The 15,436-nt window shown below is 73.7% G+C and carries 13 protein-coding genes; 7 read left to right on the top strand and 6 right to left on the bottom strand.

Translation table 11 applies throughout. The features are described 5' to 3' along the window. Positions 1–42: 42 nt before the first annotated feature. A complete protein-coding gene (locus tag KBX63_RS04865) occupies positions 43–597 on the bottom strand; it encodes an antibiotic biosynthesis monooxygenase (protein WP_210908646.1) in 555 nt (184 codons plus the stop codon). 129 nt (positions 598–726) lie between these two features. Between KBX63_RS04865 and KBX63_RS04860 the strand changes: the two genes are divergently transcribed. The 6 genes from KBX63_RS04860 to KBX63_RS04835 all read left to right on the top strand — a co-directional run bounded on the left by KBX63_RS04860 (position 727) and on the right by KBX63_RS04835 (position 5,818). Then, positions 727–1,137 (top strand): hypothetical protein, encoded by a 411-nt coding sequence (locus KBX63_RS04860; RefSeq protein ID WP_210908645.1) that lies wholly within the window; start codon positions 727–729, stop codon positions 1,135–1,137. Between the two features lie 52 nt (positions 1,138–1,189). Beyond that, complete coding sequence (locus KBX63_RS04855) at positions 1,190–1,453, top strand: DUF6343 family protein (protein ID WP_210908644.1); 264 nt, start codon at positions 1,190–1,192, stop codon at positions 1,451–1,453. A 12-nt stretch (positions 1,454–1,465) separates the two neighbouring features. Next, a complete protein-coding gene (locus KBX63_RS04850) occupies positions 1,466–2,878 on the top strand; it encodes an NADP-dependent succinic semialdehyde dehydrogenase (protein ID WP_210908643.1) in 1,413 nt (470 codons plus the stop codon). Between the two features lie 107 nt (positions 2,879–2,985). Continuing rightward, the gene (locus KBX63_RS04845; RefSeq protein WP_210908635.1) at positions 2,986–3,951 is read left to right on the top strand and encodes a TIGR03885 family FMN-dependent LLM class oxidoreductase; all 966 of its coding nucleotides are present in this window, start codon (positions 2,986–2,988) and stop codon (positions 3,949–3,951) included. Positions 3,952–3,989: 38 nt separating this feature from the next. Next, a complete protein-coding gene (locus KBX63_RS04840; protein WP_210908634.1) occupies positions 3,990–5,564 on the top strand; it encodes a Na+/H+ antiporter in 1,575 nt (524 codons plus the stop codon). Continuing rightward, positions 5,561–5,818 carry a UBP-type zinc finger domain-containing protein gene (locus KBX63_RS04835; protein WP_210908633.1) on the top strand — a complete coding sequence of 86 codons (258 nt, stop codon included), beginning with the start codon at positions 5,561–5,563 and terminating at the stop codon, positions 5,816–5,818. Before KBX63_RS04840 ends, KBX63_RS04835 begins: the two co-directional genes overlap by 4 nt. A 49-nt stretch (positions 5,819–5,867) precedes the next feature. Here the strand turns inward: KBX63_RS04835 and KBX63_RS36230 are convergent, their stop codons facing one another. Beyond that, positions 5,868–7,622: an MFS transporter gene (locus KBX63_RS36230; protein ID WP_305798324.1), complete on the bottom strand. Its 1,755-nt coding sequence runs from the start codon at positions 7,620–7,622 to the stop codon at positions 5,868–5,870. Between the two features lie 412 nt (positions 7,623–8,034). Next, positions 8,035–10,644 carry a glycoside hydrolase family 9 protein gene (locus tag KBX63_RS04820; protein WP_210908632.1) on the bottom strand — a complete coding sequence of 870 codons (2,610 nt, stop codon included), beginning with the start codon at positions 10,642–10,644 and terminating at the stop codon, positions 8,035–8,037. Between the two features lie 272 nt (positions 10,645–10,916). Between KBX63_RS04820 and KBX63_RS04815 the strand changes: the two genes are divergently transcribed. Further along, positions 10,917–11,642: a PP2C family serine/threonine-protein phosphatase gene (locus tag KBX63_RS04815; RefSeq protein ID WP_210908631.1), complete on the top strand. Its 726-nt coding sequence runs from the start codon at positions 10,917–10,919 to the stop codon at positions 11,640–11,642. 6 nt (positions 11,643–11,648) lie between these two features. Here KBX63_RS04815 and hrpB read toward each other — a convergent pair whose 3' ends face one another. From hrpB to KBX63_RS04800, 3 genes are read right to left on the bottom strand one after another with little or no spacing between them, the layout of a single operon-like run. Continuing rightward, positions 11,649–14,222 carry an ATP-dependent helicase HrpB gene (gene hrpB / locus KBX63_RS04810; protein ID WP_210908630.1) on the bottom strand — a complete coding sequence of 858 codons (2,574 nt, stop codon included), beginning with the start codon at positions 14,220–14,222 and terminating at the stop codon, positions 11,649–11,651. A 28-nt stretch (positions 14,223–14,250) separates the two neighbouring features. Further along, on the bottom strand, positions 14,251–14,451 hold the full coding sequence (locus tag KBX63_RS04805; protein ID WP_210908629.1) for a DUF397 domain-containing protein: 201 nt from the start codon (positions 14,449–14,451) through the stop codon (positions 14,251–14,253). A 41-nt stretch (positions 14,452–14,492) separates the two neighbouring features. Continuing rightward, positions 14,493–15,317 carry a helix-turn-helix transcriptional regulator gene (locus tag KBX63_RS04800; protein WP_307871636.1) on the bottom strand — a complete coding sequence of 275 codons (825 nt, stop codon included), beginning with the start codon at positions 15,315–15,317 and terminating at the stop codon, positions 14,493–14,495. Positions 15,318–15,436: the final 119 nt, after the last annotated feature.

Here is a 15,436-nt window from a genome sequence, read left to right as displayed (position 1 = left end):
TGTGCGCGGGCTGCGCCAGGGGGCCGGGTGGCCGTGCAGCCATCAGTGCAGCGCCCGGGTTATCCGGGGCAGCACCAGGTAGGTCATCAGCGGGGTCAGGCAGAGCGTCATCAGCAGCACCCGGGCCGCCAGCGGCACGTGGGCGAGGAACCGGCTGGTCAGCAGAGTGGCGGTGAGACTCAGCGGGAAGAACGCCAGCCAGATCGTCACCGCCTGCTTCCACCGCGGCGGTGACGCCGGCGGGATCGGCTCGACCGGGTCGACCCAGTGCTCCAGCGGCGGGTCGAACCAGCCCTCGATCCCGGTGCGCCGCTCGACCCGGGTGTGCTCGACGATGCCCTGTGCCGAGCTGAGCCACCAGTGCCGTTGCGGCGACTCCTCCCACCGGTGCAGCGTCTCCGCGTCCGCGAAGCGGTAGAGCATGTGCCACTCCGGCGAGCCCGGACCGCTCTGCACCCAGCCCGCACCGAGGAACCCGGGGAACGCCTCGGCCAGCGCCGTGCCGGCCCGCATCCATGCCACCATCTCGCTGGCCCGGGCCGGGTCGGCGCGCCGGGCGATGGCGACGGTCACCGGCACGGTCTGGGTCATGGACATGCGTCCATCCTGCGGTCGACGGGGCTGTGGGGCGAACGGATGTAACCGAGCACACCGGCGTGCCCCGCAGCCTTGCCCGGTGGCCCCGGCGACCGACCCGGCTGTCGGGGCCGGTGGTCTACTCGGGCCATGGACGGCAGCGAGATCCTCGTGCTCGGGGCGACCGGCACGACAGGGCGGCGGGTCGCCGACCGGCTCCGGGCCCAGGGTGTCCGGGGCCGCGCTGCCTCCCGCAGCGGTGCGGTGCGTTCGACTGGTCGGCACCGCGGACGTGGGCACCCGCGGGCGACCGAGATCATCAGGCGGGCGGTGGGCCGACCGGTACGGCACCTCGGCACCGCCGAGGACTACCGGGCCGCGCTGGGTTCGGTGGGCGTCCCCGCGGAGGACATCGAGCAGCAGATCAGGGCCTTCGCGGCGCTGCGCGACCTCGGCCACGCCGTGCCCACCGACACCGTGCGCCGGGTGACCGGGCGCGACCCCCGCGACTTCGTGGCGTACGCCGCCGAGGCCGCGTCACGCGGCGCCTGGCGCGACTGACCGGGATGCGCCGGGCCGGTTAACGCTGGCGATCTGGGGTAGGTCGAGAGGTATGACGAGATCGCAGCCCCGGCGTGCCCGTGGCACGGTCGGGCACGCGTACAGCGCGTTGAACCTCCGGCTGATCCTCGCCGGCTTCGGACTGGTGATCATGGTGCTCTTCGCGGTGCTGGCGTTCTGGGCTGGCATCGCCTGGCTCGGCGTACTCTGCGCGATCTTCGCCGTGGTCGCCGTGGTCGACCTGGTCGTGATCCAGCGCCGCCGCGCCGCCCGCCGCCGCGAGGAGCCGGGCGTCCGGCACTCACTGTTCGAGTGACAGGAGGACGAGATGTCCATCGCCACCACCAACCCCGCCACCGGACAGGTGCTCAAGACCTTCGAGGCGATGTCCACCGAGCAGATCGACGCAGCCATCGAACGCGCGGACCTCGCGTACCAGCAGCTGCGCGAAACCACCGTCGACCAGCGCGCCCGGTGGATGAACACCGTGGCCGACCTGCTGGAGGAGGACCGGGACGAGATCGCCCGGATCATGACCCAGGAGATGGGCAAGACGTACGTCGCCGCGCAGGCCGAGGTGACCAAGTGCGCCTCGGCCTGCCGGTTCTACGCCGACCGCGCGCCGTCGTTCCTCGCCGACCAGCCGGCGGACGCGAGCGCGGTCAAGGCGACCCGTGCGTTCATCCGCTACCAGCCGATCGGCGTGGTGCTCGCGGTGATGCCGTGGAACTTCCCGCTGTGGCAGGTGCTGCGCTTTGCCGCGCCGGCGCTGATGGCGGGCAACACCGGCCTGCTCAAGCACGCCTCGAACGTGCCGCAGACCGCGCTGCTGCTGGAGGACGTGTTCCGCCGGGCCGGCTTCCCGGAGGGGGCGTTCACCACCGTGCTGGTCGGTTCGGAGGCCGTCGACCGGATCCTCAGCGACCCCCGGGTGCGCGCCGCCACGCTCACCGGCAGCGAGCCCGCCGGCCGCTCCATCGCCCAGATCGCCGGCCGGGAGCTGAAGAAGACCGTCCTCGAGCTGGGCGGCAGTGACCCGTTCGTGGTGATGCCCTCGGCCGACGTGGACCGGGCCGCCGAGGTGGCCACCACCGCCCGCTGCCAGAACAACGGCCAGTCCTGCATCGCCGCCAAGCGGTTCATCGTGCACACCGACGCCTTCGACGCCTTCGCCGAGCAGTTCGCCGCGAACATGGCCGCGCTGCGGGTCGGCGACCCGATGGATCCGGGCACCGATGTGGGGCCATTGGCCAGCCAGCGCGGTCGCGACGAGGTGCACGCCCAGGTACGCGACGCGGTGGACAACGGCGCGACCGTGCTCTGCGGCGGCGAGCTGCCCGGCGGTGACGGCTGGTACTACCCGCCGACCGTGGTCACCGACCTCACTCCCGAGATGCGGATGTGGCGCGAGGAGGTCTTCGGCCCGGTCGCCGGGCTGTACCGGGTGTCGTCGTACGAGGAGGCGATCGAGGTGGCCAACGGGACCTCGTTCGGGCTCGGCTCGAACGCCTGGACCCGGGACGAGGCCGAGCAGGAGCGCTTCGCCGTCGACCTGGACGCCGGAAACGTCTTCATCAACGGCATGACCACCTCGTTCCCCGAGCTGCCGTTCGGCGGCGTGAAGAACTCCGGCTACGGCCGGGAGCTGTCCGAGCTGGGCATGCGGGAGTTCTGCAACACCAAGACGGTCTGGGTAGGGGAGGGCGTGGCTTCGGCCGGCGCCGGCGCGCACGCCGAGTAGCGGGGCGCCGAAGTTGTTAGGAAGGGCCCCTTGTACAACGCGAGACGTTAACAGGGGGCCCTTCCTTGTGCGCATCAGTGGGTGGTGTTGTGGGTAGGAAGTGCCCCATGACGGTGTTCGGATTTCACGCGTCCCACGAGCAGATCCACCCTCGCGCCCTGCTGGAGGCGGTGCGGCACGCCGAGCGGGCCGGCTTCGACGCCGCCATGTGCTCCGACCACTTCTCCCCGTGGAGCGCCCGGCAGGGCGAATCCGGCTTCGCCTGGTCCTGGCTGGGGGCCGCGTTGCAGGCCACCGGCATGTCGTTCGGCGTGGTCAACGCCCCCGGCCAGCGCTACCACCCGGCGATCATCGCGCAGGCGATCGGCACCCTCGGCGCGATGTACCCGGGCCGGTTCTGGGCCGCGCTGGGCACCGGTGAGGCCAGCAACGAGCACATCACCGGCGACCCGTGGCCGCGCAAGGACGTACGGGCGGCCCGGTTGCGCGAGTGCGTGGACGTGATCCGGGCGCTGCTGGCCGGCGAGGAGGTCAGCCACGACGGCCTGGTCCGAGTGGACCGGGCCCGGCTGTGGACCCGGCCCGAGCAGCCGCCCGCGCTGGTCGGCGCCGCGGTCAGCGTGGCCACCGCCCGCCGGTGCGCCGAGTGGGCGGACGGGCTGATCACCGTGAACGCGCCGGTGGCACACCTGCGCGAGATGATCGGCGCGTACCGGGACGCCGGCGGGCGCGGCCCGCTGCACCTGCAGGTGCACGTCAGCTGGGCGCCGGAGCAGGCGCAGGCCGAGGCGCTCGCGTACGACCAGTGGCGCAGCAACGTCTTCGCCCCGCCGGTCTGCTGGGACCTGGAGACCGTGGAGCACTTCGACGCGGTCTCGGCCGACGTGCCGCCGGAACGGGTCGCGCAGGTCGTGAACGTCTCGGCCGACCTGGGCCGGCACGTGGGCTGGCTGGAAGAGTACGTGGAGCTCGGGTTCGACCAGATCGCCCTGCACCACGTCGGGCAGGAGCAGCGCGGGTTCATCGACGCGTTCGGCGCCGAGGTGCTGCCGAAGCTGCGCCCGGGCCGCTGAGCGAGGTCCACCACGCGGGACCCCTAGGCTCCTGTCCCATGGAAAGCCTGTTTCCGGTCGTCGTCTTCCTGGCGATCGCCACCCTGGGCGCCGCGCTGGCCCGCCGGCTCGGCCTACTCGCGCCGATCCTGCTGGTCGTAGTCGGTCTGGCGCTCTCCTTCGTGCCGGGTTTCCCGCAGGTCCACCTCGAGCCGGAACTGGTGCTGGTCGGCATCCTGCCGCCGCTGCTCTACGTGGCGGCGCTGGAGACCTCGGTGCCGGCGTTCAAGAACAACATCCGGCCGATCCTGCTGCTCGCCGTCGGCCTGGTGCTGTTCACCGCGTTCGTGGTCGGCCTGGTGCTGCACCTGCTGCTGCCGCAGGTGCCGTTCGCGATCTGCCTGGCCCTCGGCGCGGTGGTCGCGCCACCGGACGCGGTGGCCGCCACCGCGGTCGCCCGGCGGGTCGGGCTGCCCCGCCGGGTGGTCACCATCCTGGAGGGCGAGAGCCTGATCAACGACGCGACGGCGCTGGTGCTGCTGCGGGTCGCGACGCTCGCCGTCGCCGGCTCGGCGGTCGGCACCGCCGACGTCGCCATCGAGGTGCTGCGGTCCGCCGGCGGCGGAATCCTGATCGGTGCGTTAGGCGCGCTGGTCTTCGGTTTCCTGCACCGGCGGATCAACGATCCGCTGCTGGACAACGCGCTGTCGTTGATCATTCCCTTCGCGGTGGTGTTCGCCGCCGAGGAGGTGCACGCCTCCGGCGTCGTGGCGGTGGTGGTCACCGGGCTGGTGCTCGGTCACAAGCTGCCCCGGCTGCTCTCGGCCGCCTCCCGGTTGCAGGTCGGCGCGTTCTGGCGGCTGGCCCGCTTCCTGCTGGAAGGACTGGTCTTCCTGCTGGTCGGGCTCCAGCTGCCGGACGTGCTGCGGGACCTCGACGAGCCGCTCGGTTCGCTCACCGCGATCACCCTCGCCGTGCTCGCCACGGTCTTCCTCACCCGGTTCGTCTGGGTCTTCCCCGCCACCTACCTGGCCCGGCTGGTTCCCCGGATCCGCCGCCGGGACGTGGCCCCGTCGCCGAAGTTCCCGATCGTCATCGGGTGGGCCGGGATGCGTGGCGTGGTGACCCTGGCCGCCGCGCTGGCCCTGCCGCTGACCCTGGCCGACGAAGCGCCGTACCCGAGGGCGCTGTTCATCTGGCTGGCCTTCGCGGTTATCGTGGTCACCCTGGTCGGCCAGGGGGCCACGCTGCCGATCGTCGCCCGCCGGCTGAAGCTGCCGCAGGACGACCCGATGCAGGACGCGTTGTCGGCCGCCGGGGTGCAGCAGCAGGCCAGCCGGGCCGCCCGGGACCGCCTTGACGAGCTGGCCGTAGGCGCGCCGGCGGCGGTGGTGGACCGGCTGCGCCGGCTGTTGGAGGACCGCACCAACCTGGCCTGGGAACGGCTCGGCGGCACCGAGCGGGAAACCCCGTCCCAGGCGTACGGTCGACTCCGACAAGAGATGATCGACGCCGAGCGGACCGTCTTCCGGGATGCCCGGGACGCCGGTCGGATCCCGGAGGAGGTGCTGGTGCAGGCCTATCGTGACCTGGACCTGGAGGAGTCGTTGCTGCGGCAGGAGGTCGAGAAGTGAGCTGTCAGCACCTGACCGAGACGGGTGCGGTGGAGCCGCGCACCACCGAGGAGTGCCCGGACTGCGTCGTCATCGGCAACGCCGACTGGGTGCACCTGCGGGCCTGTCTGACCTGCGGGCACGTCGGCTGCTGCGACTCGTCGCCGTATCAGCACGCGACGAAGCACTTCGAGTCCAGTGGCCACCCGGTGATCCGCTCCGTGCAGCCGGGCGAGGCCTGGCGCTGGTGTTACGTGGACGAGGAGATCGGCTGACGGGCCCGACGACTGGAAACGGCCCGGCCGTCAGCGTCGGGGCGAGCACTCAGCCGAGCCGACGGACGAGGAGCTGCCCGGGCCACGGGTCGCGTCCCGGTCGCGCGACAGTGAACGAGTCGGTGGCGGTGAAGCCGCAGCGCTCATAGAAGCTAACCAGCGCCCGATCGTCGCCGCCGTAGCAGTCCACCCGGAGCAGCCCCAGCCCTCGCGACCGGGCAAGTTCCGCGGCGTGTTCCAGCAGCCGCGCCCCGATCCCCAGGCCTGCGTGCTCCCGGTCGGTGACCAACAGCCGCACGTAGAGTTCCGGCTCGGTTGCCGGGGGCACGTCGTCGTTCGCGGCGCCGACCACCAGGGCGCCGACCGGGCGGTCGTCGCGCATTGCCAGGTGCAGGCCGCCGCCCGAGGCCCAGCCGTCGGCCTGGGCGATCCGGCGCGGATCCGTCGACGCCGGCTCGGTGCCCCACTGACCGGTCCGGCCGCGCGCCGCCAGCCAGGCGGTAGCGCCGTCGAGCAGCCGCAGCACGGTCGCGGCGTCGGCGGGACCACCGGGGCGAATGGTGATGCTCTGCTGGTCGGTCATGCCCACCATGCTGCTACACCCCGGGCGGATGGCCAACGCCCACCGGGTCAGCGTCGGGATGGCCAGGCCCACCACGGCGAAGAGGCCGCCGACGGCCAGCCAACCGGGCACGCCCCCGTCGAGCACTACGAGCGTCAGCAGGGCCGGGGCGACGGCGCGGGCCAGACCGGCGAGCATCCCGTCGGCACCCTGGTACGCGCCGACCGCGTCGGGCGGAGCGAGATCGTAGGCGAGACCGGCCCCGGCGGTGCTGTGCCACAGATCGCCGACGGTGTAGACGACGGTGGCGACCAGCAACAGCGTGACCGCCGAAGCTCTGGGCAGGGTGGCGGTGGCCGCGTACAGCGCCATCGCGGCGGCCAGCATCAGGCCGCCCCGGCGCATCTTCCGGGCCGCCGGGGCCGCGGCGTCCGCGCCCCGGCTCAGCCGCACCGCCAGCAGTACGGTGAGCAGCGTGTTGGTCAGCAGCACAGCCGACACGACGGGCGGGGGCGCCCCGACCAGGGTCACCGCCCAGAGCGGCACCACCAGCGTTAGTACCGTCTGGTGGAGGCTGAGCACCGCCGACGCACCGCTCACCGCGAGGAACCGGCCGTCGTGCAGCGGACGACCCCGGCGGAGAGCAGCGGCCGTCGCGGGATGCGGGGGCGGCGGGAAGGCCGGCAGCCGCGACAGCAGCGCCGCCGACACCAGATAGCTGGCCGCGTTGCCTGCCACCAGGATTTGGTACGCCAGATGCGTGTCGGCGGCCAGCGCGAACCCAGCCAGCCCCGCACCGAGCGCGATGCCCAGGTTCGCCACCGCCCGCAGCGTGGCGAAGGCGTGCACCCGCCCCTGCGGGCCGGCGACGGCGGCGACCAGCGCGGCGCGGACCGCGAGATTGCCAGAGGTCAACAGCAGCTCGAGCACCGCGACGACCAGGAACACCGGGAACGAGCCGACCAGCAGGTACGCCACGGCAACCGCCGCCTGGAGCACTTGCAGGACGGCTCGCAGCGTTCGCGGGTCGCGCCGGTCCGCCAGCCCGCCCAGCGGCACGCTGGCGGTCAGCCCGACCAGCCCGGCGACGCTGAGCCCGACGCCCACCTGGACAGCGGAGAGTCCCACGACCCGGGTGAGGTAGAGAGCCGCGCCGGTCAGCCACAGCCCCGCGCCGACGGAGTTCGCCAGGGTGGCGAGGGAAAGGGTGCGCAGCCGCCCGGACGGGGGAAGCGGCGACATACCCCGCATCAGCGCCGGCAGGGCGGGGTGGCCGGGACCGCCATGGTCAGCTCAACGCTTTCGGTGTCCAGATCGAAGTCCATGTCCCCGTTGGCAGTCATGGTGCCGACGCTAGGCAGGCTGAGCGGAGCCTGCGGTCCCGAACGACGCGAGGTCGGTCACATCGCCCCTGGCCGGCGCTACGGTGACGCCCAGTGCTGGGTGTGATGGGCGTCGTACCAGCGCGGCGGTCGCAGCACGGGAAGGCGCAGCCCCGGCCGTGGTTCCGGGGTATTCGTCGGTGGAGCGCGGCCCGCGTCCCTGCCGGCATCGCCGTCCACACCCGACGTTCCGAGCCGGAAGACACGACGACCGCCGGCGGCCCGAGGCCCGCTGGTGGCCGCCCACAGCGGACGGCCACCAGGAGTCGGGGTCAGGAGAGGGTGCAGGGCACCCCGTTGACGGTGACCAGGCCCGGGTTGGGGTTGGCGCCGCCCCCGGTCGTCGCGTTGAAGCCGAACGTCACCGTGCCGCCGGGCCCGATCCGGGCATTGTGCGACTCGTTGCGCGCGGTCACCGTCGCACCGGACTGGGTGACCTTCGCCAGCCATGCCTCGCGCACCCGCTGGTCGCCGGTGAATGCGAACCGCACGGTCCAGCCGTTGACGGTCGTGGCGCCGGTGTTGCGCACGGTCAGCTGTGCGGTGAATCCGGTGCCGCCGTGCCAGGTGCCGTGGTTGGTGTAGCGGACCGCGCAGGTGGTGGTCGGCACCGCGCCGGCGTCACGCTGGTCGGCCAGGAACGAGGCGATCCAGGCCAGCGCCGAGTTCCAGTTGATCGCCACCTCGTTGGTCGCGTAGGAGTTGATGTCGTCGACGTAGCAGAACATCGGCTTGCAGCCGGCGAGCAGTCGCGCCGCGAACGGGTCCTGGAGTGCGGCGTTCGCGCCGCCGGCGAGGGAGCCGGCGGGCGGGCGGGGCAGGTTCGGGTCGAGCTGGTGGCCGAAGATCCGGCTGTGCTGGTTCTGCGCCGCGTGCTCGCCCCACCCTGTGACGTACGAGATGTTCAGCGCGTTGCGGCCGAAGATGTAGTCCATCGCCTGCACGGCGCCGTCGCGGTAGGCGGCGTCGCGGGTCAGGTCGAAGGCGGTGGCCAGCACGACCGCGTTGTTGATGATGTTGCTGTTGGCGCCCCAGAAGTAGCTGGTTTCGTCCCCGGGCATCGGCAGCCCGTACGCCTGCCCGCGCAGCTCGGCGAGGTACGCGTCGGCGGCGGCGGTGACCGAGGCGCGGATCCGGGTCAGCTCGGCGGCGGGCAGCCCGTTGGGCACGGTGGCCAGGTCCAGCCGGCCGAGCGCGGCGGTGCCCTGCCAGCCGAATCCCTGCGGGGTGAACACGTCCCCGGCGTGGTGCGGCGAGGCGGTCAGGTCGGTCAGGTACGCCTGCGCGCCGGTGCTCAGGTACAGCTCGACCGCCGCCCAGTAGAACTCGTCGGTGACGGTCGTGTCGTCGTACGCGCCGCCGCCGGTGCTGTCGCTGGGGCTGGCGTACACCGCGGGGTGCGCCTTGGCCGCGGTGTAGGCGGTCGCCGCGGCGGTGGCGCAGCGGGCCGCGAACGCCGCGTCGTAGGGGGCGTAGAGCCGTGCGCACTGGGCGGCGGTGGCCGCCAGGTTGAGGGTGGCCGCGGTGGACGGCGGGTGCAGCTCGCGGGGCTGCGGGTCGTCGTGCGGGGCGAGCGGCAGCCCGGTCCAGTTCCGGTCGTGGATCTTGTGGTGGACCATTCCGGCCAGCGGCTTGCCCGCCGGCACCTGCATGCGCAGCAGGAATTCCAGCTCCCAGCGGGCCTCGTCGAGGATGTCCGGCACGCCGTTGCCGCGCTCGGGCACCCGCAGCGTGCCGTCGGCGAGACCGGCGCCGCCGCCCGCCGTGACCGCGGTCCTGGTCCGCTCGAAGGTGTTCAGCAGCTGGTAGGTGGCGATTCCGCCGTTGACCACGTACTTGCCGTGGTCGCCCGCGTCGTACCACCCGCCGCGCACATCCAGCGAGTAGTCGCAGACGCCTGGCTGGCAGGGCACGGTGGTGTCACCCTGGTTGGGCGCCACCCCGAGGTGGCCGGCCGGCCGTGCGTACTCGTCGCCGATCAGGTGGCCGTCGATGGCGATGCCGCTGCGCTGGGCGTAGAAGAACTGGAGCGAGTCGGCGCGCAGCCGGTCGTAGAGGGTGCCCGAGATGTCGAACGGGTGGCTGGTCTCACCGTCCACGGTGAGCGTCAGCCCGCTGCCCGGTGTGCGGTATCCGGAGAAGTCGGCCGTGTGCACGTTCTGCCCGGAGGCGGCGTCCACGCCGCGTGCGGTGGTGGTGCCGCTGGCCAGGACCGTGCCGGCGGCCGAGCGTAGCTGCCAGGGCAGCGGCTCGGTGGCCTCGGTGACCACGGTGGCGTTCTTCGGCCCGCCGGGCAGGTAGCCGACCTGGTTGATCCGCACCCGTGGCCCGGTGTCCGGCTCGTACGGCTCGGGCGGCTCACCGCCGCGCAGCGAGACGTCGTCCAGGCAGACGGTCTGCGTCTCGGCGGCGCCGCCGACCTGGAAGATCAGCTGGGCGCCGGGGTTGTCGTCCGGGACGGTGAAGGTCTGCTCGACCCGTTGGGCGGTGTCGGTGGCGGTGGCGTCCACGGCGGCGTACGTGGTGTACGGGGCGCTGCCGAGCTGGAGGACGGCCTTGACCGCGGCGCCGGGAGTGGCGGATACGGCGAAGCCGAGGGTGTATTCGGCGCCGGCGACCAGCGGCACGCCGTCCTGGCCGATTCCGGCGTCCCACGGGTTGGCCAGCCCGCCGGGGACGGTGGTGCAGAGCCGGCCGCCGGTCACCGCGAGCGCGCCGGTGCCGTAGGAGAACCAGGGGCTCACGCCGGCGCTGAAGTCGCCGTTGTCGATCTGCTCGGGGGCGTCCGGTGGTGGGTCGGCGTGGGCCGCGCCGGCGCCCGCGCCGGTGAGGGCCAGGGTGGTCGCCGCGGCCAGCAGGAGGCGGCATCGGGATGACGTCACGGGGAGTCCTTCCGGGACGGATTCGGGGACGGGTGGTGGCGAGAACCTGGGAGCGCTCCCAGGCATCGGCTCGATGTTTCCAGCGGCGGTACGCCGTGTCAATCGATCCGACTGGATGGCTTTCGCCGTCCGACGAGGGCGGTAGGCTCAGCACCACGCCGGGCCGGGGTGCCGCGACGCGCCGGGGCGGACACGTGACATTGGCCGCGCCACGCGTCGTCGTCCTGATCTCCTAGAGACAACTGCGCCCTTCGCCTGGCAGGCTGCCTCCCATGACCCTGAAGCTGCGTTCCGTGGGAACGAGCGACCGTGGGCTGATCCGCAGCGGAAACCAGGACGCCCTGCACGCCGGGAGCTGGCTCGTCGCCGTCGCCGACGGCATGGGCGGGATGGCGGCCGGTGACCTGGCCAGCGCGCTCACCATCGACGCGGTCGCTCCTCTGGACGTGGAGACCCCCGAGGACGCCCTGGTGGCCGCGCTCCAGGGCGGCATCGCGCTGGCCACCACCCGGATCCGGCAGGCGGTCGCCGAGGACCCGGAGCGCCAGGGCATGGGCACGACGCTGACCGCCCTGCTCTTCGCCCGTACCGGCACCTGCCTCGCCCTCGTGCACGTCGGTGACTCGCGGGCGTACCTGTTCCGCGAGGGAGTGCTCAAACAGGTCACCCGCGACGACACCTTCGTCCAGATGCTGGTGGACCAGGGCGTGATCACCGCGGACCAGGCCAGCAGCCACCCGCGCCGGGCGGTGGTCACCCAGGCGTTGCAGGGCGAGGATGTCTCCCCGTCGTACGCGACGATGGTGCCCCGGGTCGGCGACCGGTGGCTGCTGTGCAGCGACGGGCTCTCCAACGTGGTCCGCTCGGACACCCTCGCCGAGGTGCTCGCCAGCTACCCGGACCGAGCCGCCTGCGCCGGCAAGCTGATCGACCTGGCGCTGCACGCCGGCGGGCCGGACAACGTCACCGTCGTGGTGGCCGACGTGGTGGAGGAGTAGACGGCCTCAGCGCCGGCGCGGTGTGGCGCGCCGGGTGGGCGTCGCGGTCGTCGGATCCTCCGGCCACGGGTGCCGGGGATAGCGACCGCGCAGCTCGCCGCGGACCTGCGGGTAGCCGGTGCGCCAGAACGACGCCAGGTCGGCGGTGACCGCCACCGGCCGGCCGGCGGGGGAGAGCAGGTGCAGCAGCACCGGCACCCGCCCGCCGCCGATGCGCGGGGCCGCCGGCCAGCCGAACGTCTCCTGGAGCTTCACCGCCAGCACCGGCGCCGCCGGGTCGCTGTAGTCGAGCCGGATCCGCGAACCACTCGGGACGGCGATCCGCTCCGGGGCCAGCTCGTCCAGCTGGGCGGCCTGCGCCCACGGCAGCAGCCGGCGCAGCGCCGCGGCCACATCCACCCGGGCCAGGTCGGCGCGGCGCCGGGCGCCGGAGAGCTCCGGGCCCAGCCAGGTCGGCGCGGCGGCGAGCAACGCCTCGTCGCTGACCTCCGGCCACGGTGCGCCGAGGTGGTGCCGGGTGAACGCCAGCCGCTCGCGCAGCGCCCGGGCCGCCGGCGTCCAGGACAGCAGCCCCAGACCGTCCTGGCGCAGGCCGGTCAGCAGCGCCGCGGTCACGTCCGCCCGGTCCGGACGATCCAGCCGGCGCTCCTGCAGCACGATCGCCCCCAGCCGGGTCACCTCCCGGGCCACCACGTCCCCGTCGGACCAGCCGACCTCTCGGCGGGTGGACAGCAGCGGACCGGCCGCCTCCCGGGCCGTCGCCTCGTCCAGCGGCGTGGCTCGGCGGATCCGCGCCGAGGGGGCGCCGGGGGTACGGTCCGCGACGGCCACCGCCAGCCAGTCCGACCCGGTCAGACCCGACCCCGCCGCCAGTTCCGCGGCGGTCCCACCGGTCATCAGGTACGCCGCACCGCCCGGCCGCCGAACCCGCGCCAGCCGCTCCGGGTACGCCAGCCCGACCAGCAGCCCAGCGGCCAGGTCGTCACTGAGTCCACCGGAGCCGGCGGGCCCGCTGGCTTCCGGGCTGCCCGTCCGGCCGGCCGCGTCGGCGGTGGCGCGGCCCGGCGGCGGGGAGCCGGCGGGCAGGGCACCTCGTAGCCGGCGCACCTCGGCCCGCCAGCGGGCGGTCGCGCCCGCGTCCGCCCCGGCGCGCAGCCGACGCCAGCCGGCGACCAGATCGTCGCCCGGGCCGGCCGCGCTCTCCTCGGCGAGCAGGGCCACCACCTCGGCCGCCCGTTCGGCGCCGACCAGACCCGCGCCGTCGAGCAGCGCCCGGGCCAGCCGGGGGTGCGCCCCGGCGGCGGCGATGGCCCGCCCCCGCCCGGTGATCCGGCCGTCCGCGTCGACCGCGCCCAGGGTGGCCAGCGTGTCCCGGGCCACCGCCATCGCCGCCGCCGGCGGCGCGTCGGGGAGCGCGAGCCCGACGCCGTCCGGCCGCCCCCAGGCGGCCAGCTCCAGCGCGAAGCCGGTCAGGTCGGCGGTGGCGATCTCCGGCTCCGGCCGGGCGGGCAGCCGCTCGTGGGTCGCCGCGGACCAGCAGCGGTAGACGGCCCCGGGAGCCTCCCGGCCGGCCCGGCCGGCCCGCTGGGTGGCGGCGGCCCGGGAGACGCGCACGGTGATCAACGCGCCGAGCCCACGGGCCAGGTCGGTGCGGGGGACCCGGGACAGCCCGGCGTCCACCACCACCCGCACACCCGGCACGGTCAGGCTCGTCTCGGCCAGCGCGGTGGCCAGCACCACCCGGCGTCGATCCGCCGGACGCAGGGCCGCGTCCTGCTCGCTGCCGCGCTGCCGGCCGTGCAGCGGCAGCAGCGCGACGGCGTCCCGCAGGTCGGCCAGCCGGCCGGTGACCGCCGCGATCTCACCGGCCCCGGGCAGAAAGACCAGCACGTCGCCGTCGCGCTCGCGCAGCGCCCGCCGGACGGTGGTCGCCACGTGGTCGAGCAGGGCCCGGTCCACCGGCCCGCCCCCGGGCGCGGCGATCGGCCGTGCCGGCGGCGCCCAGACCCGCTGCACCGGGTGCAGCGCCGACTCGGCGCGAACGACCGGGGCCGGGGTGGACCCGCCGAGCAGGCCGGCGAACCGGTCCGTGTCCGGGGTGGCGGACATCGCCAGCAGCCACAGGTCCGGTCGGAGGGTGGCCCGTGCCTCCACCGCGAAGGCCAGCGCGAGGTCGGCGTCGAGTTGCCGCTCGTGGCACTCGTCGAGCAGCACCGCGCCTGTGCCGGGCAGCTCCGGGTCGTGGTGCAGCCGGCGGACCAGCAGGCCGGTGGTGACCACCTCTACCCGGGTGGCACGGCTGACCTGGCGCTCGCCGCGTACCGCGTAGCCGACCCGGTCGCCCACCCGCTCGCCGAGCAGCTCGGCCATCCGCCGGGCGGCGGCGCGCGCGGCCACCCGGCGGGGTTGCGCGATCACCACCCGGCCGGTGACCCGGTCGGCCACGGCCAACGGCGCGAGGGTTGTCTTACCGGTGCCCGGCGGGGCCACCAGGATACCGGCTCCGGCCGCGTCGAGCGCCGCGACCAGCGCCGGCAGCACCGGGCGTACCGGCAGGTCCAGGGTTACGTCGGAGAGCACGGCCCAGTCTCGCACCGGCCCCGGGGGCTCAGCTGCGGTGGACCTCGCCGACGCCGTGCAGGAACGTGCGCCAGGCCGGCGCGTCGAAGGCGAGCACCGGACCCGACCGGTCCTTGCTGTCCCGGACGGCGACCTGACCTTCGGCTGTCGCGACCTCCACGCAGTTGCCGTTGCCGCTGCTGCGCGTGCTGGTCCGCCAGTCCGCCCGGGTCAGGTCGTGCGCCGTCATCCGCGGTACCTCTCGTCTGCGTCGGCGTGCCGCAGACGCGGTCACGCAAAGTTACGAGAAGCCTGCTCAAGACGGGTCAACGACGCCGCCGGATCGAGCGCCATCCGGCACAGCTCCTCGTGCAGAAGGCTATACCCGAGCACCTGGTCGGCATCCTCCAGAGCCAGGCCCATCGTGAGGTTGTCCAGGTAAACCACGGAGGCGTCGGCGGCGTCGGCGAAGTTGAGGATCACGTACGGGGTGCTCATCGCGGGATGCCCACCGGCAGCGAATGGAAGTACCTGGATTGTCACGTTCGGTAGTTGCGCGATTCGACTCATGTGGATCAGCTGCTCGCCCATCACGGCGTTGCCGCCCACCGGGCGCAGGAGCACCGCCTCGTTGAGCACCACCGACAACCGGACCGGATCGTCGCGGCGCAGCACCTCCTGCCGGTGCAGCCGGGCAGCCACCTTGCGCTCCACGCCGTCCTCGCCCGCGGTGCGCCGGTAGATCGCCCGGGCGTACGCCTCGGTCTGCAACAGGCCCGGCACGGACTCGGCCTCGTACGTGCGCAGCGCCACCGCCTCGGCCTCCAGCCCGACGTAGAACTCGAACCACTCGGGCAGCACGTCGCTGTAGTTCTGCCACCAGCCCCGCTGCTGGGCGCTCCGGGCGATCTCGATCAGCGCCTCGGCGTCCGCTCCGGTCACCTCGTAGAGGGCCAGCGCGGCCCGGACGTCGCGCGGCCTGATGCCGATCTGCGCGGTCTCGATCCGGGAGAGGTTGCTCTTGGACATGTCAAGCTGGCGGGCCGCCACATCGAGGGTCATGCCCGCGCGTTCCCGGAGCTGGCGCAGCTCCCGCGCGATGCGTCGACGACGCACGGTCGGGCTGGCGGCGGGTGGGACGGCGGGGGTGGCGGTCACCGTCCGAGTCTGTCACGACAAGATCCGCAGGTCGGGCCTGCACGGAGTGCAACTTTCAAATCTGGGAGTTGCATTGC

Source organism: Micromonospora sp. U21 (assembly GCF_018070045.1).
Lineage (GTDB): Bacteria > Actinomycetota > Actinomycetes > Mycobacteriales > Micromonosporaceae > Micromonospora.
Note: the sequence above shows the minus strand (reverse complement) of the source record. Positions and strands in the feature narration are given on the sequence as shown.